This is a genomic window from Labrys sp. Lb11, assembly GCF_057554225.1.
In genome coordinates this window covers 77,278-102,879 of sequence record NZ_BAAJOT010000008.1, presented here as the reverse complement: position 1 = coordinate 102,879, position 25,602 = coordinate 77,278, and the positions used below count along the sequence as shown (strand labels likewise).

Here is a 25,602-nt window from a genome sequence, read left to right as displayed (position 1 = left end):
GATACCTGCGGAACAAGGCCGGAGTTGAGGCTCGTGCTTTGGTCGAGCCCGAGCGATCAAGGATTCGAGGCCGTTCCAGGCCCCGTCAGGTCCAGAGAACCCAGATGACCACTTTCAGTTCCATCACCGCCGCGCCGGTCCGGCGCCCCGGCCTTGCCGGCTGGGTCCGCAAAGGCCTCGCCCTTGCCGAGGTCTGTGTCTTCGCCATGCTGTTCATGGTCGTGACGCTGCTCGCCTGCGCCGCCGCGGTGCAGGCGAGCGAGCGCGGCGGCGAGCCCGCCGCCGCCCGCTTCGTGTCGCCGGGCGAGATGAAATCCGGCACGCTCCTGCTGCAGGGGACCGAGCAGGAACGCTATGTCGAGGCGCCGAAGCTCGGCACCGACATCAAGCTGACGGTGAGCGGCCCGACCATCCGGGCCGTGGTCACGCAGATCTTCCACAACCCGACCAAGGGGTGGGTGGAAGGCGTCTACGTCTATCCGCTGCCGGACGGCGCAGCCGTCGACACCATGAAGATGGTGATCGGCGAGCGCATCGTCGTCGCCGACATCAAGAAGCGCGAGGAGGCCAAGCGGATCTACGAGACCGCCAAGGCTGCCGGCCAGAAGGCGGCCCTGGTCGAGCAGGAGCGGCCCAACCTCTTCACCAACTCGGTCGCCAACATCGGTCCGGGCGAGACCGTGCTGGTGCAGATGGAATATCAGGAGCCGGTGCACCAGGCGGGCGACGTCTTCTCCCTGCGCGTGCCGCTGGTGGTGGCGCCGCGCTACAATCCGGGCCCTGCCATCGTGCAGAGCGCCGAGTTCTCGGGCGAGGGCGGATGGGGCGCGACCGTCAGCGACCCGGTGCCCGATCGCGACCGCATCGAGCCGCCGGTGCTCGACCCCCGCAAGAACGACCCGGTCAACCCGGTCACCATCTCCGTGAAGCTGCAGGCGGGCTTCGCCCTGGGCGAAGTCAAGAGCTCGTTCCACAAGGTCCGGATCGACGCCCCGGCGACCGATACCCGAATCGTCACCCTCGACGGCATTGTGCCGGCCGACCGTGATTTCGAGCTGACCTGGCAGGCCGCCGCGGCCAAGACGCCCGCCGTGGGCCTGTTCCGCGAGCGGGTCGGCGCCGGCGACTATCTCCTCGCCTATGTGACGCCGCCGCCCGGCGCGTCGGCCGAGGCCGAGCAGCGTCCGCGCGAGGTGACCTTCGTCATCGACAATTCCGGCTCCATGGGCGGGCCGTCGATGGCGCAGGCCAAGGCCAGTCTGGCCTACGGCCTCGGCCGGCTGAAGCCGGCCGACCGCTTCAACGTCATCCGCTTCGACGACACCATGACGGCGCTGTTCCCCGACACCGTGCCGGCCGATGCCGAGCACGTGGCGCAGGCCCAGGCCTTCGTCGCCGGGCTCGAGGCCAATGGCGGCACCGAGATGGTGCCGCCGATGCGGGCGGCCCTGGCCGATCCGCGCCCGAACGACGGCGGCTTCCTGCGCCAGGTGGTGTTCCTCACCGACGGCGAGATCGGCAACGAGCAGCAGCTGTTCGACACGATCTCGGCCGGGCGCGGGCGCTCCCGGGTGTTCATGGTCGGCATCGGTTCGGCGCCCAACACCTACCTGATGACCCGTGCCGCCGAGCTCGGCCGCGGCACCTTCACCCAGATCGGCTCGGCCGAGCAGGTGCAGGAGCGGATGCAGGCTCTGTTCGAGAAGCTGGAGAGCCCGGTCGTCACCAACCTGACGGCGCGCTTTTCCGCCGGCGGCGCCGACGTCACCCCCGGCGCATTGCCGGACCTCTATCGCGGCGAGCCGCTGGTGCTCGCCGCCCGGCTCGGCAAGCTTGCCGGCACCGTCGAGATCAGGGGCATGATCGGCACCCAGCCCTGGACCGTCATGCTGCCGGTCGACAGGGCGGCGCCGGGAGAAGGCCTGTCCAAGCTCTGGGCGCGGCGCAAGATCGCCGATGCGGAGGTGTCGCAGACCCTGCGCCAGATCACGCCGGAGGCTGCCGACAAGGCCGTGCTGGCGCTGGCGCTGGAGCATCACCTCGTCACCCGGCTAACCAGTCTCGTCGCCGTCGACAAGACCCCGAGCCGCCTCGCCGGCGCGACGCTGACCCGGGCCGACCTGCCGCTCAACCTGCCCGCCGGCTGGGACTTCGACAAGGTGTTCGGCAAGGGTGGGGAAGCCGATCCGGGCGAGCCGGCGGCCCCCGGCCAGCGGCGTGCCGGGCTGGAGGATGCGGTGAAGGTGGCGGATGCCTCCATCGGCATCGCCGCCGCACCGAAGCCGGCGCCCGCTCCCTCGCCGGCACGCAGCGTCCAGGTGCAACTGCCGCAGACCGCGACCGACGCCGAGCTGCGCCTCTATGCCGGCCTGGCGCTGCTCGCCCTGAGCCTGGTCCTGGTCGTCGGCCTGAGGCACCGGGCAACGGCCTAGCCGTTCGCCGTCACCCCCGGCCCCGCGTGGGGCCGGGGATCGTCGCGGGGGCGACCTTCCAGGCAGCCTCGCATCCATCTCCGGTCACTGACGAGGAGCACGTGCCGTGGGCCTGAGCAACGGGATCCTGCCTTTGACGCGGGGGGCGGCACCGGCCGTCCGCGGCCGCCTCGCCCTGGCGGTCCTGCTGGGTGCGATCGGGCTGGTGCTGGTGGGGCAGGGGGCCTGGATCCATGCGAAGGCCGTCCTGGCCCAGATCCTTCTGGACCGGGCCTTTGGGCAATCCGTCGTCGACAAGGTCCCCGTCAAGCCGTGGCCCTGGTTCGATTCCTGGCCGGCGGCGAAGATCGAGGTGCCGCGGCTCGGCCGCAGCGCCATCGCGCTTGCCGGCGACAGCGGCCAGGCGCTGGCCTTCGGCCCCGGCCATGTCAACGGCACGCCCGAGGCCGGCGAGTCGGGCACGGCGGTCTATGCGGCGCATCGCGACACGCATTTCGCCTTTCTGGACGAGGTCAAGCCGGGCGACGAGATACGCGTCACCCGTCGCGACGGCGCCGTGTTCCGCTATGGCGTGACCGGGACGGCGGTGGTGCGCTGGAACCGCTCCGGCATCGACCCGCTGGCCCCCGGCCGCCATCTCGTCCTGGCGACCTGCTGGCCGCTCGGCGCCGTGACCCCCGGGCCGGAGCGCTATCTGGTCGAGGCGGAGCTGCTGGAATAGGGACGCGGACCGGTTGGCAGTCGTCGAGACAAGGCGCGATAAGCCCATCTCCCTCCGGGAGAGGGGGCTGGCTCCTCAATACTCCCGCTCGTAGAAGACGCCGACCCTCGATCCGTCGGTCCCGGCCTCGCCGCGCAGCTTCAGGTTCTTGGTCACGTCGAGGTTGATGGCGGCGTTGGTGCTGCCATCCATGCCCGTGGTAACGCCGAGGTAGATGTTCTTGCTGATGTAGCGGCCGGCCTGCACGGCGCTGTTGCCCTTGGCGTCGGTGACGACGCCGAGCGTATCCAGGCCGGTGGACTTGCGGATGCTGCCGAGCAGGTCCGGCCCGGACGAGCCGCCGGCGAGCTGGGCGACCGCCGTCGCCAGCTGCACGATCTGCAGCGGCGACAGATCCTGGATGCTGCGGCCGAACAGGAAATGCGCCAGCACCTCGTCCTGCGGCAGCTCCGGCACCGAGGACAGCACGATCTTCGGGTCCGAGGCCTGGCCGCTGATGCCGGCCGTCACCGTGATCGAGCTGCTGCGCGTCGTTGCCGAGAAGTCGATGGTCGGGTTGAGGTCGCCCGTCAGCACCACCGAGCCGCGGTCGAGCTGGATGTATTGGCCGATCACGCTGATCGAGCCGCGGCGCAGCTCCAGCGCGCCGACCGGCGACACGTTGGAGACCGGGCCGGTGAGCCTGAGATGGCCGCCGAGCTCGGCGTCGACGCCGCGTCCGCGCACGAAGATCTGGCTCGGGGCGTCGATGGTCAGGTCGAGCAGGATGTTGGACGGCCCGCTCGCCCGCGGTTTGCGCCGGCCGGTGCCGACATTCGCCTTGGCCAGCGTGCGCTTGACCTCCGGCGGCGGCGCCAGGTGCTTGACGCCGAGCATGGCGGCATTGGACGGGAAGCGTTCGGGAATGGTGATCTCGGCCCGTTCGATGGTGATGCGGCCGCCGATGGTCGGCTGCGCCATCAGCCCGCCGCGCACCGTCATGTCGCCGCTGAGCTGGGCCGTGGCGAGGTTGCCGTCCGAGACCCTCGCTTTGCGCAGGGCGATGGCGAGGTCGGCCGCAAAGTCGGGCTTCAGCCCGACCGAGCCGGTGACGCCCAGCGTGCCGCCGCCCTGGGTGGTGGCGCTGAAGCGCTCGATCGTGGCCCGGTCGCGGTCGAAGCGCACCGCGGCGACCATGTTGCTCAGCTTGGTGCCGGTCTCCGGATCGTAGAAGGTCGCACCCGCCAGTTGTGCCCGGCCGCTGACGACGGGAGCGTCGAGGGCCCCGGTGGCCCGGGCATCCAGCGTCAGGGTACCGGTCATCTTGGCGGCGCGGTCGCGCAGCATGGCGTTGGCGAGCGTCAGCGGCGCGGAAGCCTGCACGTCGACGGCGAGGCCGGGCCCGGCCAGCGGCACCCGGCCCTTGGCCTTGACCGTGAGGCCGCCGGCGCCGTTGACGCCGGCGTCGAGCGTCACGGCCTTATCGGCGAAGCGTCCCGAGGCGGCGAGCTGCAGCGCCGGCAGGCCGGCGCTGCGCAGCGCATTGGCCGAGAGCTGCTCGCCCCGCACTTGGAACTCGGCCACCGGCGCCGCCGAGGTGCCCGAGACCTTGGCGGTCGCCGACAGCGTGCCGCTGGCGCCGAGGCCGGGCGAGGCGATGTTGGCCAGCGAGGCGGGCAGGTTGGTGACGACGGCGTCGAGCGCCAGCCTGTCGCCGACGAGGCCGGCGATCGACACGGTGCCGCCCTGGCCGATGCGCAGCAGCGCCTTGGGAATGGTGATACCGTTGCTGCGGCTGGTGATGGTGACCGGCGCCGTCAGCGTGACGCCGATGCCCTGCTGCTTGACGTCGAGCGTGTCGAGGCGGGCGTCGAAGCCGCCGGAGGCGGGCGCCACTGCGCCGGCGGCCAGGACCGAGCCCTGCGCCAGATCGCCCTGGATACGGAAGGCGGTGCTGCCGCCGCTCTGGTTGGCGGTCGCCTGCAACTGCTTGACGATGATGCTGCCGGCCTGGATGGCGCGCGCCTCGGCCTTGCCGCTCAGGGCGGGCACGCCCAGGAGGTCGGCGCCGTTGAGATTGATGTCGGCCGAGCCGACCGTGATGGTCTCGATCCGCAACCCCTTGGCCTGGGCCTTGACGCCGGCGCCCTGCTTGCCGCCCTCGGCGGTCAGCGCCAGGTCGGCCGACAGGCTGCCCGCGGCCTTGATCAGCAGCAGCGGCGCGATCGCGGCCATGTCGGGAATGTTGGCGGCAAGGCTGCCGCTGGCCAGGCCGCTCGGCTGCAGGGCGAGGTCGCCCGACAGGCTGGCGGCGCCGGCGGCGGCATCGAGGGCCGACAGCTTGCGCGTGCCGTCCGGCAGGGTTTCGATCTTGGCGGAGGCCCGCACCGGCAGCTTGTCGAGATCGCCGGTGAGCGAAAACTGGCCGTTGACATCCGAGCCCGCCAGCGTGCCGGTGAAATCGGCGCGGCCATTGCGGAACGGCTTGCCCTGCAGCGTCAGCGTCTCGGCGACGAGGTCGGCCTGCACGGCCGGTGCCTCGACATTGCCCTTCAGCGAGGCCGTGAGCGCCGCCGCGCCCGCGGCCCGGTCGGTGATCAGCTTGATGTCGGCGAGGCGGGCCTCGGCCTTGAGATCGGCGAGCTTGACGCCGTAGAGGCCGTCGAGCCGGGTCTGGAACTGGGCGTTGCCGAGGTCGAGCTGGTCGAAATGCAATCCGTCCTCGGCGCGGCGGATGCCGCCCTTGAGCACGGTGCGGCCCTTCAGCAGCCGGTCGGCCGCAGCCTCGCCGAGCGCGAGGTTCTCGGTTGCGCCGTCGATGGTCAGCGAGAGGGCGCCGCCGACCAGCGCAAGCGTGCCGTTGGCGGAGAGGTCGGCCTTGCCCTTCAGGTCGCGTTGGGCCAGCCCGGAGAACACCGAGAGGTCGGGGGCAGCCAGGGTGTAGGTGCCTGTCAGGTCATTGCCCGCCAGCTTGCCGGCAAAGCTCGCCTTCGCGGCAGCGCTCGACAGCCGGACGCCGTCGATGGCGACGGGCTGGCCGGCCTGCCAGGCGCCGCCCGCGTCGAGATCGAGCGAACTGCCGAGCGCCTTGGCCAGGCCCGCATCGGGAGAGCCCAGGCCGTCGGCCTTGCCCGTGACCTTGAAGGTGACGCTGCGCTTGGCGGCGTCGGCCAGATCCCTGGCCTCGCCGCCCGCCCGGATCGTCGCCGCCCCCGCGGTGAAGCGGGCGGCGTCGAGCTTGGTCATGTCGACATTGGCTGTCCAGGCGCCATCGCCGAAGGTGGCGGCGATGCGAGCCCCGCCGACCGAGGCGGCTCCGCCCGGCAGAGCCACGGCGCGACCATCCTGGGTGCCCAGGCGGCCATCGATCATCAGCTTGGTCGGGAAGCCGTCGGCCGAGATCGCTCCCGACAGGGCCAGCGCCAGCACGCCGGAATTGACGTTGGCATGGTCGAGCGAGATGCCGCCATCGCCCGTCTGGTGGCCGGCGATCGACAGGCTCGAGGCGCCGGTGAAGAAGTCGGCGTAGTCCGGCTGCACCAGGCGGCTCAGCGTGCCGTTGAGGTCGGTGGTGAAGACGAGGCCGGTCTGCCCCTGCTGCAGCACCGCCTTGCCGCCGAGCAGCTTCTCGCCGTCGGCCGACAGGCCGATATCGGCGGAGAAATTGTCGAGCGGCCCGGCACCGGCGATGGTGAAGCCGAGCGCGGGCCTGCCGGGCACGTTGAGCAGGGTGGAGAGGAAGCCGTCCTTCGGCTCCTGCAGCGACAGGTCGAGCGCCAACTGGCGCGTCGCGTTGCTGTAATCGGCCTTGAGGGTGAGGTCGCCGCCGCTCGGCTTGAGGCGCTTGACGGCGACGCTGGTCTGCATCGCGCCGTCGGCGACCGTGGCTCCGCCCTCGACCGACAGCACCGTGTCCTGGCCGGCTATCACGGCGGCGATGTTGACGGCGGGTACGCTGAGCTTGGTCAGCTTCAGCGACACCGGCAGCTCCGGCACGGAGAAGCCGGAGGAGGCGGGCTGGACGCCCTCGGGCGGCAGCGGCTTGCGCGCTACCGTGATCGACTTGGCCTCCAGGAGGTCGATGTCGAGGCGTCCCGACAGCAGCGCCGTGCGGCTCCACACCAGGCGAGCGCCTTCGATCGTCAGCCATACGCCCTGCCGATCGGCGATGGTGATGGAGGAGATGCTCACGTCCGAGGACAGGGCCCCGTCGATGCGGCCGAGCGAGATCTTGCGGTCGGGTGTCGAGATCGTGTCCTCGACATAGGTGACGAACCAGGACTTCTCGCCGGCATCGTCGGTCTGGGCATTGGCGATGGTCCAGGCCGTCACCGGAGCGACGACCACCAGCGCGGCGACGAAGACAAGCTTGCGGCCCATCAGAACGCCTCCCCGATGCCGATATAGAGGGCGGCGATCGAATCGCCCGGCGAGCGGTTGACCGGCGTGGCCACGTCGACGCGGATGGCACCGAGGCCGGTATAGTAGCGCAGGCCGACGCCGGCGCCGACCTTCATCTCCTGCGAGAAGTCCGGGAAGGAGGAGGCGAACGCGCCGCCGACATCGACGAAGGGCACGATGCCGATCGAATCCGTCACCCTGGCCCTGAACTCCAGCGAGCCCTCGAGCAGCGAGCGGCCGCCGACGACCCATTGCTTGCCGTCGACCGTGGTGATCGTCGGCCCCAGGCTGCGATAGGCATAGCCTCGCACCGAGCCGCCGCCGCCGGCGAAGAACAGCCGGTTGGCCGGCATCTCGTCCGCCGGCGCGCCGACGATCGAGCCGATGGCGGCCCGCGCCGCCAGCACGAAGCGCCCGTCCTTGTCGATGGAGTAATAGGCCGAGGCGTCGAGGCGGGCCACGGCGCCGACATTGCCGAAGGTGAACTCGTAGAACGGTTCGACCGCAAGCCTGGCGCGGTAGCCGCGCGTCGGCTCCAGCTTGTCGTCGGAGCCGTCATAGGACAACTCGGACGGCAGGCTGACCAGGCTCATGTCGCGCGTGCTGAAGGTCTGCGTGGCGGGGTTGTAGGTGTTGTAGGCGTCCTCGACCTGGTCGTATTCGCCGTTGATCGCCACCTTGCCGATCAGGCGCTCGGTGAACTCGTGGGTCAGCCCGACGCGGCCGCCATAGGTGTTTTGCGAATAGGGATCGTAGACTTCGCGCGACGCCGTGACGTTGGCGATGAGATCGGTGTAGGGCGTGAACACGCCGGGCTTCACGAAGGTGACGCCGCCCAGATAGGACAATTGGCTGGGATCGGCGGAATCGGCGCCGCTGATCGATCCCTCGATCCGGAGGCGCTCGGCCTGTCCGAACAGGTTGCGGTGCTCCCAATAGCCCTGCAGGCCGATGCCGTCGAGCGTCGAATAGGAGGCTCCGGCGCCGAACACGTGGAGGGGACGCTCGGCCACGTTGACCGTCATGCCGAGCGAGCCGTCGGGGGCGATGGTGCCATCCTCGACGATGCGGGTGGAGCTGAACACCTGCAGGCGGCGCAGGCGCCGCATCGCCCGTTCGATCTCGGCCGGGTCGTAGCGCTCGCCCGGCACCAGGCCGGTCTGGCGGGCCACGAAGTCCGGGTCCATGTCGGTGGTGCCGGTGACGGCGATCGGCCCGTAGACGGCCGCACGGCCGGAGGCGACGCCGATCGCCACGTTGAGCCGATCGCTCTTGTGGTCGGCGACGACCTCGCGCGGCAACGCCTCCGCCTTGGGGTAGCCGAGCTTGCGCCATTCGTCGACCAGCGCCTGCTCGGACTGGAGCACCGTTTCCGAGCGGGCCGGCTTGCCGGGGAGGAGGCCCAGCTTCTCCGGCGTCATGAACTTCGGATTGTCCTCCATCGCCGTATGCGGCGGCCGTCCCTTGATCGCCACCGAGCCGAAGGTGAAGGCCGGTCCGGGATTGACGGTGATCGTCACCGGCACCGGGTGAGGCAGCTTCGCGTCCTGCGGCACCTCGGGCAACGGCCGGCCGTTCACCGCGATGTTGATCGAGCCGCCGTAATAGCCGTTGGCGTAGAGCGCGGCGAGGATGCGCTCATACTCCGCCCGAGCCCGGGAGAGAAAGGCCGGCGTGCTCGGGGGAGGACTGCCTTCCCGTTCGGTGTAGAGCAAGGAGGCGCCGCGCAGGCGATCGGCGAGGCCGTCGTCCTGCGTCGCCACGTTGACGTTGATCTTGTACGGCTGGGCGTCGGGCGAGGGCGGCCTTTCCTCCGATTCGAAGAAGCTGTAGCCGAAGAGCTTGAAGGCCTGGGCGTCACCCGGCAACGCCGCCACCAGGGCGAACGCCACCACGCCCGACGCGGCGAACCCACCGAGCAAACGCATCTGCGGCACTGCACCTGTCGTTGACCCGAGCAGGCCAGTTTTCAATCGTCCGCCGGAACACGCCATTCACCAGCGCCCTCGCACCAACCCTCACCGGAGCGCTACCCCAGGAATGGTGGAGTATGCGCATTCAACGCCCCGGATCAACCTTAACGGTTAAATTCGGGTCTTAAGTTGGAACGGTAAAGATGAATATAAGATATATTTCCCTGTCGTTGCTGTGGCGTGCTACGTGTTCCGAAATGGTGCGAACCTTGTTCGAATTATATTTCGTTTACCATGCTTTTTAAATGTTAATATACTATAGGGCGAGGGGCGCGCTGGGGTTGGGCAAGGATCTTCGCGCTACATGCCGCCGTGGAAGTGGCGACGGACTCGGTCGGTTGCCGCAAGAGACACAGGGTGCAAGCGCCCGGGGATGTTCCCGTCGGCATAAGCAGAATCACGCGATTGCGGGCTATGCTCCGGCTCTTCGCGCCGAAGGTTCGGGCATGGGCTGGAGCAGGACGCGCGGACATGTCCGTTCGGGGGGGACCATGACTGACCTATCCTATCGCAGCGCGCCGGCGACCTTCAGCGTCGGCGGATCGTTGAGCCAGGCATTTCGTGTGTTCATGTCAGGCGCCGGCCGCTTCATGGTCCTGGCCGCCGTGCCGGCCATACCGGCGCTGCTGGCCGGCCTGACCGCGGACCCGGTTCCAGGCTTCTCGGCGACCCAATTGGGAGCCGGCCTGCTGCAGTTTTTCCTGGCCTTCGTCGTGCAGGGGGCCACCGTTTACGGCGCATTCCAGGAGATGCGCGGACAGTCCTTCCGCATCGGCGATTCCGTCGCCAAGGGGCTCGAGCGCCTCCTGCCGCTTATCGGCGTATCGCTGCTCGCCAGCATAGGCGTCATGCTCGGTACAATGCTGCTGATCATCCCCGGCGTGATCCTGGCGATGATGTGGGCGGTGTCGATCCCGGCCTGTGTCGTCGAGCGTCGCGGCGTGCTGGACAGCTTGAGGCGCAGCGCCGCGCTGACGGCCGGCCATCGCTGGAAGCTGCTCGCGATGATCCTGGTCTTGCTGGTCATTGCCCTGGTGGCGATGCTCGTGCTGGCACCGATCATGATCGCGATCGGCGGGGGAGGTTTCGTTCTCCTCCTGAATTTCGCGCTCTCGGCCGCGCTGGGCGCCTTCGGCTCGGTCCTGGTCGCCGTGATCTATTATCAGATGCGGGCGGGCAAGGAGGGCGTGAGCCTCGATCAGATCATCAGCGTGTTCGACTGAGTTCCGCCCCTGCGGGGCATCCGAACGGCTCCCGCATCGCACGGCGGCGCATGGGCCGCGGGAGCGATCCGGTCCAGGCTGGGGCCCGGGCGCCGCTGCGCCGGCTGGCTCGACAGGAGGAGCGATGGCCGAACTGGCCTATGACAGTACCGCAGTCCGAAGGGAGTTTCGCATCGGTGCGGTGCTGAACCGGACGCTCGAGGTGTTCGGCAAGGATATCGGCCGCATCCTCCCGCTGGCCGCGGTCGCCGGCGTGCCGATGCTGCTGCTCACGCTGTCGGACGTGCCCGGCGTCCCGACCAACGCGGTATTTTGGCTGGTCGTGGCCCTGCAGATGGCCCTCGGCTTCCTCGTGCAGGGCGCCGTCGTCCATGGCGCATTCCAGCGGATGCGCGGGCAGCGCTTCTTGCTGGCCGAGTCGGTCACCAGGTGCCTCGGGCGCCTCGGACCGCTGCTGGGCGCGGCGATGCTCGCCTCGATCGGAATCCTCGCCGGCTATGTGGCTCTGCTCGTGCCCGGCCTGATCGCCCTCACCGCCTGGCTGGTGGCGGCTCCGGCCTGCGTGATCGAACGTCTCGGCCCCGGCGCCAGCTTGAGCCGCAGCGCGATCCTGACCCGCGATTATCGCTGGAAGGTCTTCGCATTGGTGGCGATCTCCGGCATCGGCGCGATCGTGACGACGACCCTGGTGTCGCTCGTGGTGGAGCGGTTCGCCGGCGTCCTTGCGCAGGCCTGGTCGGAGTACGTCGTCCAGTTGTTCTGGAGCGGCCTCGACGCCGTTCTTGCCGCGGTCGTCTACCACGACCTGCGCACGATCAAGGAAGGCGTCGACCTCGACCAGATCGCCGGTGTGTTCGACTGAGGCGGGCTGGTCGAAACCGGCTGTCGACGAGGCAATCGGGGCAGGGGGAGGGCGTGGCGGACTTGTCGGATAGCCGTGTGAATGGGCGGGACGGGCTGCCTATCCGTGCGACGCTGCAGCGGACATTCACCGTGTTTCGGCGGCAGGCCGGCCGTTTCCTGCTGCTGGCCGGGCTGGCGGCACTGCCCACATGCGTGGCGCTCCTGTCCGGCGGCGGCGTGTCGCAGCTTTCTCTTTGGCTGGCCTCGGCTCTCGACTATCTCATCGGCCTCATCGTCCAGGGAAGCGCCATGGTCCTGGCCGTCGGGGCCATGCGCAAGCGGCCGGCCGGGCTCGCCCGAGCAGGGACCGCCTGCCTGCGCTGCCTGGTCCCGCTGCTGGCGGTGACAGTCGTGCTGTCTTTGCCGGATGTCGTGCGGTTCGCCATGTTTCTCGGTCTTGGCCTGGAGCTTCCGACGGGGTGGGGGCTCGCGTTTGCCCTTCTCGGTCTTCTGGTCCTGGCGATCGGGTTGCCGGCGGGGCCCGCCTGCTTGTCCGAGGGACTGGGGGTGAGGGAGAGCCTGCATCGGGGATTCGCGCTCGGCGCCGCATATTGGCGCGAGAGCCTGGCGCTCCTGATCATCGTCAAGGTCATGGCGGCTGCGACCACGGCGCTGTTCAGGAGCGGCATGCTGCTTGCCACGCAGCCCGGATCAATGATCGACCCCAGGGTTTTCCTTGTCGCCGCCCAGATCGCCGCCGCGGTCTGGCTCGTCATCGCCGCCGTCCTGGCCGCCGTCGTCTATTGCACGTTGCGTGCGGTGGATGGCGGCGACCCTCCCGGCCCGGCCGCCGATGTCTTCGACTGACGCTCAGCCTGCCCCGGCATCGGTGCCGGAGAATTTGTCGGCCTTGTGCCTGCCGAACAGCTGGGCACGTTCCAGCTCCGCCCGCTCGGCGGCGTAGAAGGCGCGCAGGAAGACGGGCGCCTGCGCCGACGTCACCGGCTCGGTCCAGCCGATCTTGCGGCAGATCTTGGTGCAGACGTCGTCGAGCAGGCGCCTCGTGTCGGGCGAGTCGGGGCGGCGCAGCAGTTCCTCCAGCACCTGCAGCTCGAAGGCGCCATAGGCGGCGAGCTGGCGGCTGGAAAAGGCGTAGGTCTGCGCCCGCTCGGCGAGGTCGGCCGCGAGCGCCAGGCGCGGCAGGGCGATCACCATGGTGCCGGCGATCAGGTCTCCGGCGCGCAGGTGGTCGCGGTTGAAGAAGGGCAGGCAGGAGATCAGCGCCACCCAGGCCAGATCGGTCAGCTGGCCCCAGAACGCCATGCCCTCGCCGGCGATGGAGAGGCTGAGCAGCAGTCCGAGCGGCAGGAAGATCTCGACCTCGCGGGTGAGGTTGCGCGCGACCAGGGCCGCGGGCGTCAGCGGCCCGCCATGCCGGTCGATCACCCTGAGGCCGAGCAGCCGCTTGCCCGGCGTCGTGCCCTGCCAGGCCAGCTCGAAATAGACGAAGTAGAGGTTGCGCACGATGAAGGCGATGAACAGGATCGCCGTGATCGCCACGGCGCTGGTGACACCCTGCAGCAGCGCCAGGGCGAGGCCCGCATAGAGCAGCAGCGTCACCGCCAGCCAGATCAGGAAGTCGATCAGGAAGGCGCCCGCCCGTTCGCCATGGTCGGCCACGTCGACTTCGAGCACGACGCCTTCCGGCGTGACGATCTCGCGCCGGTTGCGGCTGCGTCCGCCGAGCAGCTGGCTGATGCGGTCGAGCTTAGCGGCCATCGCCGGTCCTGCCGCGGCCCGAGAGGAAATAGGCGAGCCACAGGACGGCGGTGACCGCCGCGAAGGTGAAACGGCCCATGGTGGTGGCGATCAACTGGCGCAGGCCCCCTTCGATCACGCCGGCGATGAAGAACAGCAGCACCGCCCCGGCGGCGATGCCGGCTGCGGTGCGGCCGTGCCGCGCCAGGCTTTCCAGCCTGGAATGGCGATCGGGGAACAGGATCTTCTCGCCGAGCATCAGGCCGCCGGCGCCGCACAGGATGATGGCGCCGATCTCGGTGACGCCGTGGATCGAGATCCAGCCGAGGAAGTCGACCAGCAGGCCGCGATTGGCGTGCAGCGCCATGAAGGCGCCGATGATCACGCCCTGATAGACCAGCAGCAGCAGGGTCGGCACGCCGGCGGCGATGCCCAGGCCGAAGGCCATGATGCCGACCAGGGTGTTGTGCCGGAACAGGGCGTTGGCGAACACGACGAAGGAGTCGGCGAAGCCGGGCCAGGGCGCGAACAGCTCGTGGTCGCGCAGGTCGGCGGCGGTGCTCGCCGGTCCGCGTCCGCCGGACAGTTGCTCGGGCAGGATGGCGCTGAACCAGTCCTCGTTCGCGGCCACCAGCATGTAGCCGGCGAGGACGCCGACCAGGATCGCCAGCGCCGCCACCAGCGCATGCCAGCGGGCGCCGCGAACCGCCGCCGGGAAGTCGCGGGTCAGGAACCGCGACAGGCTCGACAGGATGCCGGCCCGCGGCCCGTAGACGGCGAGATAGCCGCGCAGCGCCAAGTTTTCCAGATACAGCAGCAGGTTGCGGTCGAGGGCAATGCTGCGGGCGACCGAGAGCGAGGACAGCGTGGCCCGGTAGGCCAGGGGCAGGTGCTGCAGCTCCTCGGCCGAGAGGCTCGAGATGCCGCGCTTTTCCACCCGCGTCACCAGATCGTCGAGCAGGCGCCAGCCCTGCTCGCGGCCCTTGCGGAACTCGGCGCTGCGCAGGACCAGCCGTGGCCGGGTGGCGGCGTCGCCGGAGGGGGAGGCGTCGGTCATGGGCGGACAGCCGGTTCCGGGGCGAAGGCGCTGCTCACAGGAGCCCTCTCTGCTTGATCATCAGGTACTGGTTGAGGAGGCGGGCCGAGACGTGGCGGACCGGCACGTCGAGGCAGTGCACGCCGAGCCGGGCGATGCGCTCCAGCACGATCGAGCGCTCGCGCTGGAAATCATGTGCCACCACCGCTTCCGCGATCGCCGGGAACCGGTCGGGCGCGGCGTCGATCAGCCGGCTGAACATCGGGTCCTGCAAGGTAACGAACACCACGATGTGGCGGCGCACCATGCGCCTGAGGCTCTCGACCAGCAGCTCGGCCGAGATGGTGTCGACGAATTCGGTAAAGAGCACCACCAGGGTGCGCCGGTCGAGGCGTGTGTTCAGCTCGGCCAGGCCGAGGGTGAAGTTCGTCTCCTCCGTGCGGTAGGCGAGGGTGGCGCCGGCGCGCTGCAGCCGGGCGAAATGCGGCATGCCGCTGCCGGGCTTGAGGAATTGCCGCACGCGGGCGTCGAAGCCGTAGGTGCCGACGAGGTCGCCGCCGCGTAGCGAGATCCAGCCGAGCAGCAGCCCGGCCTCGATCGCATGGTCGAGCCTGGCCACCCCGTCGATCGGCTCGAGCATCAGGTGGCCGGTGTCGAAGGCCAGCACCACCGGGTTGTTGCGCTCGGTGCGGAACTCGCGGGTCAAGAGCTTGCGGTGCTTGGCCGAGCGCTTCCAGTCCATGAAGCGATGGTCGAGGCCGGGCGCGTATTCGCGCAGGGTCTCGAATTCAGCGCCTTCGCCCTTCTGGCGCTGCATCTTGGAGCCGAAGATCGAGTCGCGCGAAAAGAACTGCAGGGCGGCGCTGTGGATGCCCCGGATGTCGGGGATGACGTCGATGGTCCGGCCGACCGGCACCCGCACCCGTCCTTCGGTGAGGCCCAACGGGCCGCGCCAGCGCGCCCAGATCGCGTCCAGGCTGATCTGCCCGCGGCGATGGGCGACCAGCTCGGTGTCCAGGGTGAGACGGCCTTCCCGCGTCACCCCTGCCATCGCTTCGGGCTGCGGCGCCTCGCCGCCGATCTCGGCGAGCGCCTGGAAGCCGGTCGGCTCGGAGGCCGGGTCCGCGACGATGTCGACGACCACCCTGTCGCTCCGGCCGACATAGATCCGTTCGGGCGCGAAGACCTCGATCGCGAGGCGGCGCGCCGGCAGGATCAGCCGGGCGTCGATGGCGATCGCCGCCAGGGCGAACGCGGCATAGGCCACCGGCACGATCCACCAGTCGGGATCGTGGGCCAGCGCCAGGATGGCCAGCGGCACGCTGGCCGCGACCGCCAGCACGGCCCGCGGCGCCGGACGCAGGGTGGAGCGGGCGCGGCTGCCGGCGGCAGGCCGGGATACGGCGCTTCCCCCATCCTTCCCGTTGGCGGGAAGGGCAGGGGCCGGCGTCGCGTCCGGGACGGTGCCCTGCCGCTCTCCCGTCATCGCGGCGCGGCCGTCTGGTCGAGGATCTCGCCCAGGATCCGATCGCTGGTCAGCCCGTCGATCTCGGCGTTGGGCGCCATCACCACGCGGTGGCGCAGCAACGGCAGGGCGAGGGCCTTGACGTCGTCGGGGATGACGAAGTCGCGGCCCTGCAGCGCCGCGTAGGCACGCACCGCCGAAGCCATCATGGTCGCGGCGCGCGGCGAGGCGCCGGTTTCGATCGCCGCATGCTGGCGCGTGGCGCGGACGACGTCGACGACATAGTCGACCAGCGCATCGGTCAGCCGGATCCCGGCGGTGAGGGCGCGGGCCTCGGCCAGGCGCTCGCGGTCGGCCACGGCCGCCAGCCCGAAATCGGCGAGGTCGGGCATGGCGGAGCGGTGGCCATGCCGGCCGACGATCTCGCGCTCCTCGTCGCGGCTGGGGTAGCCGAGATCGATCTTGAACAGGAAGCGGTCGAGCTGCGCCTCGGGCAGGGGATAGGTGCCCTGCTGCTCGATCGGGTTCTGCGTCGCGATCACCATGAACTCGCTGCCGAGCCCGTGGGTGGCGCCGTCGATGGTGACCGAGCGCTCGTTCATCGCCTGCAGCAGGGCCGCCTGGGTCTTGGGCGGCGTGCGGTTGATCTCGTCGGCCAGCAGGATCTGGGTGAAGATCGGTCCCTTGGTCAGCACGAAGCTGTTGGTCTGGAAGTTGAACAGGTTGGTGCCGAGGATGTCGCCGGGCATCATGTCGGGCGTGAACTGCACCCGGCCGAACCGCAGCGACAGGCCGGCGGCGAAGGACTGGGCCAGCAGCGTCTTGCCGGTGCCCGGCACGCCTTCGAGCAGGATGTGGCCGCCGCACAGGAGGCTGGTCAGCATCAGTTCGATCGCGGCGTCCTGGCCGACGATCGTCTTGCCGACCTCCGTCCTGATCGCTTCAGTGACGGAGCGTATGCGCTGAAGATCCATCGAGGATGTCCCCCTTCCAGCGGTGCAGCTCGCGCACCGCCGTGAACAATGTGGTGAGGTCGCGGCCCTGGCCGCCGCGCAGGGCGTCGATGCGCGCCAGGATGTCTGCGGCGCTGCCGCGCACGCCGCGGGCGGCGGCGATCCGGTCGAGCCAGGCGGCGAGGCCCGGCTCGTCGAGATCGCCGGGCGCATGCAGGCGGCGCCCGACATCGTGCAGCGTGACGCGGGCATAGCGCCTGAGGATCGTGTCCTGGTGGCCGGCATAGTCGAGCAGCGCCGCCGCATTGGCGATCAGGCTCTCCTTGCCGAAGCGCAGGGCCGGCGGTGGCGGCTGCGGCCGGCCGAAGCGTGCCATCGTCGCCCAGAGCAGCACGGCGACGGAGAGGAGGACCAGCAGCGTCACCAGCGAGTAGGGGAAGGTCAAGAGCAGCTTCAGCGGGCTCTCCGGCGCGCCGGTGATGCCGTGCACCGCCTCGTCGAAGACGATCCGCCCATCCTTGACCTCGTGCAACGCCTTGATCAGCGCCATGGCGAAGCTCGGGTTGCCGGCGCGCGCCAGGCCGTGGTTGGAGATGACGTCCGGATCCGCCAGCACCCAGATGCGGCGAAAGCCGTCGCGCACTTCGCCGAGCAGCGTGCCGTCGGCGCTGGCCACGATCGGCGCGAGGTCGGGGCTGCGCAGCAGCTGCACCTCGCTTCCGAAGCTGGGAGCGACGCCGAGCTTGTTGACGGTCCAAGGCTCCTGCGGCTTGCCGGTCGCCACCTCCGCCTTGCCGTCGACCAGGGCGGCGACGGCCCGCACTCTGTCCGAGGGCAGGCGCACGGCCTGCCCGATCCAGTCCGGCCGGTCGGCATCACGCGCCCCGCGCCATTTCGGCAGCACCAGCAGCACCGTCTGCGCCCGGGTGGGGCGCAGGGCGATGTCGGTGGTGACGTAGGCAAGATCGGGCTCGGCCATCACATAGACGCCGTCATAGCCGGCCAGCGCCAGGGCGTCGTTGCTGCTGCGCGCCACCTCCAGCCCTTGCCGCTTCAGCAGCTCGTAGAAACCGGCTTGCCCGATGGCCGAGCGCGAATAAGTGCTGGGCTGCACCACGTCGCCGATGCTGTTCTCGCCGCCGCCATGGGCGCTGAGCACGAAGGAGAGCGCGAAGACGGCCAGGGCGGCGCCGGCCAGCGCCGTCAGGATGCGGCCGGAGAAGGGCGAAGCGTCGGTCATGCCGGGCCGGTCGAGGCGAGCGCGCCGCTCACCGCCTCGAAGCTGCGGCGGCAGGCGATGTAGTCCTCGGCCTGTACCTCATGATCGCCGAAATAGGCCCGCTCGACCCGCTCGACCAGATCGGCCAGGCCGGCACGGCCCCGATCGGGCAGGGTGACGCGGCGCAGGATCTCGCGGCTGGTCAGCGAGGCGGCGAAGCTGACATTGAGGCGCCGTCGCAGCTCGCCGAGGCTCTGCAGCAGCAGGATGTGCATGGCCTCGACGATCCGCCCCTGGCGATAGAGCTCGTCGGCCTCCAGTTGCGCCTCGTCCATGCGTTCGACCGCAGCGTTACGGACGGGGGCGGCCGGCGCGGCCGCCTTCAGCGCCCGCGAGCGGCTGAAACTGGGCAGGCTGTCGCGCATCGCCCACAGGATCAGCGCCACGCCGAGGATCACCGTCCCCCACAGGATCACCCGCGCGGTGCTGTCGTCGATGTGCCAGGAGAAGTCGGACGAATCGGGCACGGCTACCGGCTTGGGCATGCTCGTCTGCAGATCGAGGCTGCGGGCGACCTGCCGGGCCGTCGCTTCCGGATCGGCGGCGAACGCGGTGCCGGCCGCGAACACCAGCGTACCCGTGATCACCAACGACCGCAGGCACGCCGGCCATCTCAGCACAAGTCTGTCGCAACGACGCGTTCGGCACATCCGGCGTTCGATTCCAGCACAGCCTCTCAACCCGTTCATGACCGTTTCCGGCCGTGACGGAAGTGCCGTTGGGTCCATCAGTTTCGGCCGCCAGATGGCGTTGCGTCAAGCACGTTCCGTGCGAGCGGTCGCGGCGGCCGCATGACACCCCGGACCGGACTTGATATGGAGAAAGCCAAGAGGCTGATGGTGGGCGCGACAGGGATTGAACCTGTGACCCCTCCCGTGTGAAGGGAGTGCTCTCCCGCTGAGCTACGCGCCCTCAGGGGAGCCGCTATTTGGAGCGAGCCGCGGCCGCTGTCAAGCGCCGAAACGCGTGGCGACGTCGCGGACGGCGTCGTCGAGTTCGGAAAAATGCGAGACGACCCGCTCGGCCCCGAGATCCCGGGCGGGAACGTCGGTATAGCCGAAGTCCACGCAGATCGGCGGGATGCCGGCGTTCCGCGCCGCGGCGACGTCCGTGACCGAATCGCCGATCATGATGGCCCGCGACGGATCGCCGCCGGCGGCCTCGATGGTCAGGGTCAGGTGCCGGGCGTCGGGCTTGCGCCAGGCGAAGGCGTCGCCCCCGCACACCGCCTTGAAGTAGCCGGCGAGGCCGAGCTCCTCCACCAGCTTCTGCGAATGCCAGGTCACCTTGTTGGTGCACACCGCCAGCACATGGCCTTCGGCCCGGAAGGCCTGCAACGCCGTCTCGACCCCGTCATAGGCGTGGCTGTGGTCGGACAGGTGCCCGGCGTAATGGTCGAGGAAGTCGCGGTAGAGGATCGTCATGTGCGCGTCGTCGATGACGCGGCCATTGGCGGCGAAGCCGCGCTCGAGCAGCACCCGCGCCCCGCCGCCGATCAGGGCGTTGGCCTGCTCCAGCGGCAGCGGCGCCACGCCCTCGCGGGCGAGGATCATGTTGAGCGTCGCCATCAGGTCGGGCGCGGTATGGACCAGCGTGCCGTCGAGATCGAAGACCAGGGTCAGGGGACGCATGCAGGTTGTCTCGCAGGGATCGCGGCGAAGTCTCGACTTATCCTTGCCGAATTCGCATGGCTGTGGCTACACGCAGGCGATGCGCCGAATTGCCGCCCCGTTTCGGGGTAATGTCGGCCATTCGATTCGCCCCCACGAGCCCCCTCATGATCGCCCGTCGCCTGCTTCCCCTTTTCCTCTGCCTCGCCCCGGTGCCCGCCCTGGCCGGCCAGTACAGTTTCGTCGCCGCGCCGCAGAAGGACCTCAACCGCATCTACCGCGTCGACACGGTCACCGGCGAGGTCGGCGCCTGCCAGTACGGGGTCAAGGAGGACAACACCGGCGTGACCCTGTGCTTCCCCACGGGGGAGGGGGCAGGCAAGCAGGATCCGGGCGACTACATCCTGATCGCCTCCAACCATGAGAAGGAAAGCGCGGTGTTCCGCGTCGACCGGCGCACGGGCTCGATGAGCGTGTGCTATGTCTGGAAGGAGCAGGTGATCTGCACTCCGCCGGGCCGATGAGAGATCGTTCGAAGCCGTGGTGCGAATCCATGGTGCAAACCGTGGCGGAGCCGCTATAACGCGCCGTCTGCACGAGGATTTGCTCGCCGATGTCCACTGATGACTTGAAGCGTGAAGCCGCCCGCGCCGCCCTGCGCTATGTCGAAGACGGCATGACGCTGGGCCTCGGCACCGGGTCGACCGCCGAGCACTTCGTCGACCTCCTGGCCGAGCGCGTGCGCGGCGGACTGAAGGTCGTCGGCGTGCCGACCTCCGAGCGTACCCGGACCCTGGCCGAAGGGCTCGGCATCCCGCTGACGACGCTGGATGCGTCGCCCGAGCTCGACCTGTGCGTCGATGGTGCCGACGAGATCGGCCCCGGCCTGGCCCTGGTCAAGGGCGGGGGCGGTGCTCTGCTGCGCGAGAAGATCGTCGCGACGGCGGCGCGGCGGATGGTCGCCATCGCCGACGCCACCAAGCTGGTCGACCGGCTCGGGGCCTTCCCGCTGCCGGTGGAGGTCGTGCCTTTCGGGCTGGAAGCCACCCGTGTCGCCATCGTCAAGCTTGCCAGCCGCCTCGGCCTCAACGGCGTGATGCTGCTGCGCGGCGCCAACAGCGGCCATGTTTTCGTCACCGATGGCGGTCACCACATCCTCGACTGCCATTTCTCGCATATCGATGACCCTGCCGAGCTTGCCGCCGGCCTGGTCGCCATTCCCGGCGTCGTCGAACACGGTCTCTTTCTCGGCCTGGCCCGCGCCGCTTGCGTGGCCGGGCCGGACGGCGTCCGCGTCATCGAGCCGGCCTGATCCGATGGGAGCTTCATCTATGACTCGTCTAGCCTTGACCTGCGCAGCGGCCGCCCTGGCCCTCTTCGCGCTGGCGGCCCCCGCATCCGCGCAGGAGGCAGCGCCGGCCCAAGCCGCGCCGGCAGCTCCGGCGACGCCCGCCGCCTCGCCGTCGCACACCGCGGCGGCGGTCGAGTATCTCAAGGCCTCCAAGCTCACGAAGGGCTTCGAGGAAATGATCCCGGCCTTCGCCGACCAGGTGCGGCTGCGCTACGTCAACCAGCGCCCCGAGATCGCCGAGGTGATCAATGATTCGACCATCGCGCTGATGCCCGAATTCGTGAAGCGCCAGGACGATCTCCTCGCCTCGCTCGCCAAGCTCTACACCGACCGCTTCACCGAGGAGGAGCTCAAGGAGCTCACCACTTTCTACCTCACCCCGCTCGGCACCAAGCTCGCAGACACCCAGGCCGGCGTGCTGCAGGCCAGCGTGCCGATCGTGCAGGAGTGGAGCCGCAAGCTCACCTCTGACATGGCGGTGCGCATCAAGGATGAGGTCAAGAAGAAGGGCCAGCAGCTCTGACGCCGGCTCTCGCAGCCGGCAGGTAGGGATCGGGAGTCGCCGGGCGTCGCCGCCTGCGGCCCCTTGCGAGTGAGCGATTATGGCCCGCTTCGACTACGACCTCTTCGTCATCGGCGCCGGTTCCGGCGGCGTGCGTGCGGCGCGGATCGCCGCGGGGCATGGCGCCCGCGTGGCCGTGGCGGAGGAGTACCGTGTCGGCGGCACCTGCGTCATCCGCGGCTGCGTGCCCAAGAAGCTGTTCGTGCTGGCGAGCCGCTTCGCCGACGCCTTCGACGACGCCGCCGGCTTCGGCTGGGACGTGCCGGAGCGCTCCTTCTCCTGGGAGCGGCTGGTGGCGGCCAAGGATCGGGAGATCGCCCGGCTCGAGGGCCTCTACGCCGCCAATCTCGACAAGGCGGGCGTGCGCATCCTGCCTGTGCGCGCCGAGATCGAGGACGCGCACACGCTGCGGCTCGGCGACGGAAGCGTCGTCACCGCCGAGCGCATCCTGGTCGCGACCGGCGGCCACCCGGTCAAGCCGAACGTGCCGGGCGCGGAGCGTGCCATCACCTCCAACGAGGTGTTCCATCTCAAGCGCCTGCCGCCGGCCATGATCATCGCCGGCGGCGGCTACACCGCCGTCGAGTTCGCATGCCTGATGCACCGGCTGGGCGTGCGCGTCACGCTTGTCTATCGCGGCGAGATGATCCTGCGCGGCTTCGACCATGAGTTGCGCCGCCACCTCGCCGAGGCGATGGCGGCCGCGGGAGTGGAGATCCTGACCGGCGCCGACATCGTCCGCATCGACGCCGTGTCCGCCGGCCTGCGCGCCACCCTGGCCGATGGCTCGGTGCTCGAGGCCGGCGAAGTGATGCTCGCCACCGGCCGGCGGCCCAACACGACCGGCCTCGGCCTGGAGCGCGTCGGCGTGGCGATGGACGCGGCCGGGGCCGTGGTGGTCGATCGCTTCTCGCAGACGACGGTCCAGAACATCTGGGCGGTCGGCGACGTCACCAACCGCCTCAACCTGACGCCCGTCGCCATCCGCGAGGGCCATGCTTTCGCCGACACCGTGTTCGGCGGCAAGGCCTGGGCGGCCGACCATGCCGGCGTGCCGAGCGCCGTCTTCGCCACGCCCGAGCTCGGCACGGTCGGCCTTACCGAGGAGCAGGCGCGTGCCTCCCACGGCGCCGTCGACATCTACAAGACCTCGTTCCGCGCCATGAAGGCGACGCTCTCGGGCAGCAGCGAGCGCGTGTTCATGAAGCTGGTGGTCGATGCCGCCAGCGACCGCATCCTCGGCGTGCACGTGCTCGGGGAGGGGGCGGCCGAGATGGCGCAGCTCCTCGCCATTAGTGTCCGGATGGGCGCCACCAAGGCGGATTTCGACGCCACCATGCCGCTGCACCCGACGGCGGCCGAAGAGCTTGTGACATTGCGCACAAGGCAGTAGCGACGGGTGCCGGCGGGCCTCTCGCCATCGGCAGAGGCCGGCGCTAATGTTCCCTCCGTTTCAGCGGTCCGGCGTCAGGTCTGATAAGTGAGCCTGCGGGACGCTTCGACATCGGATGGGGACGATGACACGCGCGGCACGTTTTTCCGTGGTCCTGGCTCTTCTGGTGCTGCTGGTGTCGCCGGGCGCTGCCTGGGCCGACAGGCGCGTCGCCCTGCTCGTCGGCAATTCCGACTATTCCGGTGTCACCCGGCTGACCAATCCCGTCAATGACGTGGCGGCCATGAAGGCGGCGCTGGAGAAGGCCGGCTTCGACCGGGTCGACACCGCGCTCGACCTCGGGCGCGAGGCGATGATCCGGGCGCTGCGCACGTTCGAGGACACGTCCGCCGATGCCGATATCGCCGTGGTCTATTATTCCGGCCACGGCATGGAGCTGAACGGCGAGAACTACCTCGTGCCGGTGGACGCCAAGCTGGGCTCGGACCGCGACGTCGAGGACGAGGCCGTGTCGCTTGACCGGGTGCTGCGTTCGGTGGAGGGAGCCAAGCGCCTCAAGCTGGTCATCCTCGACGCCTGCCGCAACAACCCCTTCCTGCCGAAGATGGGCCGGACCAAGCTCACCCGGGCGGTGGACCGGGGCCTGGCGCGGGTCGAGCCGCAATCGGCGGACACGCTGATCGCCTTCGCCGCCAAGGCCGGCACGGTGGCCTCCGACGGCGACCAGGCGAACAGCCCGTTCACCGCCTCGCTGGCCAAGCGCCTGGTGGAGCCGGGCGTCGACATCCGCCTGGCGCTCGGCAATGTTCGCGACGACGTTCTCGCCGCCACTGGCCGCCAGCAGGAGCCTTTCGCCTATGGCTCGCTCGGCGGCGGCACCATCATCCTGTCCAAGCAGGTCATCATCCAGCAGACGGTGATCCAGCCGCAGATCAACGACACCCCCTCCAACACCGCCGCCAATTCCTGCACGGATGCCGCGGCCCACTGGGCCGAAGCGCAGAAGTTCGATCGGGCCGAGCTTTACGAGCGCCATCTCCAGCTGTTCGGCAATTGCGCCTTCGCCGACTTCGCCAGGCTCAAGCTTCAGGACAAGCAGCGGGAGAAGCAGCAGGAGCAGAAGCTCGCGGCCTTGACGCCGGTGCAGCCCCAGCTCTCGGCCTCCGCCGGCCCGGTCACGGAGTGCGATCGCCTGGCGGCCGAGCCCGGCGATCCCGACAAGGTTACGACCGGGGTGCCGTTCGACGACATCGACGCCAATGCGGCGCTGACGGCCTGCCAGAACGCCGTCGCGCGGTATCCGACCGCCGGCCGCCTGCCGATGCAGCTTGGCCGGGCGCTCTACAAGCTGCAGCGCTACGACGACGCGGCGGCCGCCTGGCAGAAGGGCGCCGATCTCGGCAGCCTCGCCTCGATGAGCCATATCGGCATCGCCTATCGCGACGGCGAGGGGGTGAAGAAGGACGCGGCCGAGGCGAATCGCCTGTTCAAGATCTGCGCCGACAAGGGCTTCATCGAATGCCAGAACAATCTCGGCTACCAGTATGACGTTGGCGACGGAACGCCGAAGAACGATGCCGAAGCCTTCCGCTACTACAAGCTCGCCGCCGATCAGGGCCAGGGCCTGGCGCTGAACAATGTCGGCGTGATGTATCGCGACGGTCGCGGCGTCGAGAAGGACCAGGAGAAGGCTGTGCAGCTGTTCCTGGAGGCGGCCAAGCAGAACATCACCCTGGCATACCGCAATCTCGGCTTCGCCTATCGCGACGGCGAAGGCGTCACGGCCGACCAGGCCGAAGCCAATCGCCGCTTCCGGGTCTGCGCCGACCGCGGCAACGCCGATTGCCAGCTCAATCTCGGCTACCAGTACGATGTCGGCGCTGGCACGGCCGTGGACAAGACCGAGGCGGCCCGCCTCTACAAGCTGGCGGCCGACCAGGGCAATTCCATCGCCATCAACAACCTCGGCACCATGTACAAGGACGGGCTCGGGGTCAAAAAGAACCAGAAGGAAGCCTTCCGCCTGTACAAGATCTCGGCCGACCGCGGCGAGGCGATCGCCTATTACAATCTCGGCCTGATGTACAAGGACGGCATCGGCACGACACGTGACGACAACGAGGCGATGCGCCTGTTCCGCGCCGGTGCGGACAAGGGCAACACCAATGCCATGTATCAGGTCGCCTATATGCATTCGGAGGGCCGCGGCGGCCCGCGGGACTATGACGAGGCGGCCAACGCCATGGTCCAGTCTATCGCTTCCGGCAGCGCCTTCGCCCTCAAGGAGATGACCACCAACTCCAAGCCTTGGGGCGTTCCCTTCCGCAAGGCGGTGCAGGCGGAGTTGCAGCGCCGCGGCATCTACAGCGGCGCCGTCAACGGCGTCTTCGGCAAGGACACGCTGGCAGCGCTCAGGAGCCTGCAGGGCCAGTAGGGGCGGCCGCTGCTGCCCGTCAGGCGTGGACAGATCTTGCCGACGTTGTGGCGGCCGCGCAGGGGCCGGCGCGGCATCGCTGCATATCCGCATTGCGGCGCTGGCCTTCGCTGCGCCTCGCGCGTATAACGCGCGCCTTCGTCGGGATCATCTCGCCGAGAGGAGACGTGGCGCACAGGCGCACAGGTT

19 protein-coding genes and 1 tRNA gene are annotated in these 25,602 nt (G+C 69.5%); 10 read left to right on the top strand and 10 right to left on the bottom strand.

Features of this window, described 5'->3' with window-relative positions:
* The first annotated feature begins 104 nt into the window (after window positions 1–104).
* Both AC27L4_RS27465 and AC27L4_RS27460 read left to right on the top strand, forming a co-directional pair.
* A complete protein-coding gene (locus tag AC27L4_RS27465; RefSeq protein ID WP_487145797.1) occupies window positions 105–2,432 on the top strand; it encodes a marine proteobacterial sortase target protein in 2,328 nt (775 codons plus the stop codon).
* A 112-nt stretch (window positions 2,433–2,544) separates the two neighbouring features.
* Complete coding sequence (locus AC27L4_RS27460; RefSeq protein ID WP_487146061.1) at window positions 2,545–3,153, top strand: class GN sortase; 609 nt, start codon at window positions 2,545–2,547, stop codon at window positions 3,151–3,153.
* Between the two features lie 75 nt (window positions 3,154–3,228).
* Here the strand turns inward: AC27L4_RS27460 and AC27L4_RS27455 are convergent, their stop codons facing one another.
* The gene (locus AC27L4_RS27455; protein WP_487145796.1) at window positions 3,229–7,512 is read right to left on the bottom strand and encodes a translocation/assembly module TamB domain-containing protein; all 4,284 of its coding nucleotides are present in this window, start codon (window positions 7,510–7,512) and stop codon (window positions 3,229–3,231) included.
* Window positions 7,512–9,461 (bottom strand): autotransporter assembly complex protein TamA, encoded by a 1,950-nt coding sequence (locus tag AC27L4_RS27450; protein WP_487145795.1) that lies wholly within the window; start codon window positions 9,459–9,461, stop codon window positions 7,512–7,514. The genes AC27L4_RS27455 and AC27L4_RS27450 overlap by 1 nt, the downstream gene beginning before the upstream one ends.
* A 635-nt stretch (window positions 9,462–10,096) precedes the next feature.
* Here AC27L4_RS27450 and AC27L4_RS27445 point away from each other — a divergent pair.
* From AC27L4_RS27445 to AC27L4_RS27435, 3 genes are all read left to right on the top strand, one after another.
* Complete coding sequence (locus AC27L4_RS27445) at window positions 10,097–10,729, top strand: YciC family protein (protein ID WP_487145794.1); 633 nt, start codon at window positions 10,097–10,099, stop codon at window positions 10,727–10,729.
* A gap of 124 nt (window positions 10,730–10,853) precedes the next feature.
* Window positions 10,854–11,591 (top strand): hypothetical protein, encoded by a 738-nt coding sequence (locus tag AC27L4_RS27440; protein ID WP_487145793.1) that lies wholly within the window; start codon window positions 10,854–10,856, stop codon window positions 11,589–11,591.
* A 131-nt stretch (window positions 11,592–11,722) separates the two neighbouring features.
* Window positions 11,723–12,439: a hypothetical protein gene (locus tag AC27L4_RS27435; RefSeq protein WP_487145792.1), complete on the top strand. Its 717-nt coding sequence runs from the start codon at window positions 11,723–11,725 to the stop codon at window positions 12,437–12,439.
* A gap of 3 nt (window positions 12,440–12,442) precedes the next feature.
* On the opposite strand, the gene AC27L4_RS27430 is transcribed toward AC27L4_RS27435, so the two are convergent.
* From AC27L4_RS27430 to gph, 8 genes are all read right to left on the bottom strand, one after another.
* Window positions 12,443–13,351 carry an RDD family protein gene (locus tag AC27L4_RS27430; RefSeq protein WP_487145791.1) on the bottom strand — a complete coding sequence of 303 codons (909 nt, stop codon included), beginning with the start codon at window positions 13,349–13,351 and terminating at the stop codon, window positions 12,443–12,445.
* Window positions 13,341–14,387: a stage II sporulation protein M gene (locus tag AC27L4_RS27425; RefSeq protein WP_487145790.1), complete on the bottom strand. Its 1,047-nt coding sequence runs from the start codon at window positions 14,385–14,387 to the stop codon at window positions 13,341–13,343. Before AC27L4_RS27425 ends, AC27L4_RS27430 begins: the two co-directional genes overlap by 11 nt.
* Window positions 14,388–14,421: 34 nt before the next feature.
* Entirely contained in the window at window positions 14,422–15,852 is a 1,431-nt protein-coding gene (locus tag AC27L4_RS27420; RefSeq protein WP_487145789.1) for a DUF58 domain-containing protein, read from the bottom strand.
* Window positions 15,849–16,805 carry an AAA family ATPase gene (locus tag AC27L4_RS27415; RefSeq protein ID WP_487145788.1) on the bottom strand — a complete coding sequence of 319 codons (957 nt, stop codon included), beginning with the start codon at window positions 16,803–16,805 and terminating at the stop codon, window positions 15,849–15,851. Before AC27L4_RS27415 ends, AC27L4_RS27420 begins: the two co-directional genes overlap by 4 nt.
* Window positions 16,774–18,024: a DUF4350 domain-containing protein gene (locus tag AC27L4_RS27410; RefSeq protein WP_487145787.1), complete on the bottom strand. Its 1,251-nt coding sequence runs from the start codon at window positions 18,022–18,024 to the stop codon at window positions 16,774–16,776. Before AC27L4_RS27410 ends, AC27L4_RS27415 begins: the two co-directional genes overlap by 32 nt.
* Window positions 18,021–18,650, bottom strand: coding sequence for a DUF4129 domain-containing protein (locus tag AC27L4_RS27405; RefSeq protein ID WP_487145785.1), 630 nt, complete (start codon window positions 18,648–18,650; stop codon window positions 18,021–18,023). Before AC27L4_RS27405 ends, AC27L4_RS27410 begins: the two co-directional genes overlap by 4 nt.
* Window positions 18,651–18,900: 250 nt before the next feature.
* Window positions 18,901–18,975, bottom strand: a tRNA-Val gene (locus AC27L4_RS27400).
* A 38-nt stretch (window positions 18,976–19,013) separates the two neighbouring features.
* Window positions 19,014–19,694 (bottom strand): phosphoglycolate phosphatase, encoded by a 681-nt coding sequence (gene gph / locus AC27L4_RS27395; RefSeq protein WP_487145784.1) that lies wholly within the window; start codon window positions 19,692–19,694, stop codon window positions 19,014–19,016.
* Window positions 19,695–19,840: 146 nt separating this feature from the next.
* Between gph and AC27L4_RS27390 the strand changes: the two genes are divergently transcribed.
* From AC27L4_RS27390 to AC27L4_RS27370, 5 genes are all read left to right on the top strand, one after another.
* Window positions 19,841–20,197, top strand: coding sequence for a hypothetical protein (locus tag AC27L4_RS27390; protein WP_487145783.1), 357 nt, complete (start codon window positions 19,841–19,843; stop codon window positions 20,195–20,197).
* Between the two features lie 89 nt (window positions 20,198–20,286).
* Window positions 20,287–20,985: a ribose-5-phosphate isomerase RpiA gene (gene rpiA, locus AC27L4_RS27385; protein WP_487145781.1), complete on the top strand. Its 699-nt coding sequence runs from the start codon at window positions 20,287–20,289 to the stop codon at window positions 20,983–20,985.
* A gap of 34 nt (window positions 20,986–21,019) precedes the next feature.
* Window positions 21,020–21,547, top strand: a complete 528-nt coding sequence (locus tag AC27L4_RS27380; protein ID WP_487145779.1) for a DUF2059 domain-containing protein — start codon at window positions 21,020–21,022, stop codon at window positions 21,545–21,547.
* Between the two features lie 79 nt (window positions 21,548–21,626).
* Window positions 21,627–22,979: a glutathione-disulfide reductase gene (gor, locus tag AC27L4_RS27375; RefSeq protein ID WP_487145778.1), complete on the top strand. Its 1,353-nt coding sequence runs from the start codon at window positions 21,627–21,629 to the stop codon at window positions 22,977–22,979.
* 124 nt (window positions 22,980–23,103) lie between these two features.
* Entirely contained in the window at window positions 23,104–25,413 is a 2,310-nt protein-coding gene (locus AC27L4_RS27370; RefSeq protein ID WP_487145777.1) for a caspase family protein, read from the top strand.
* Window positions 25,414–25,602: the final 189 nt, after the last annotated feature.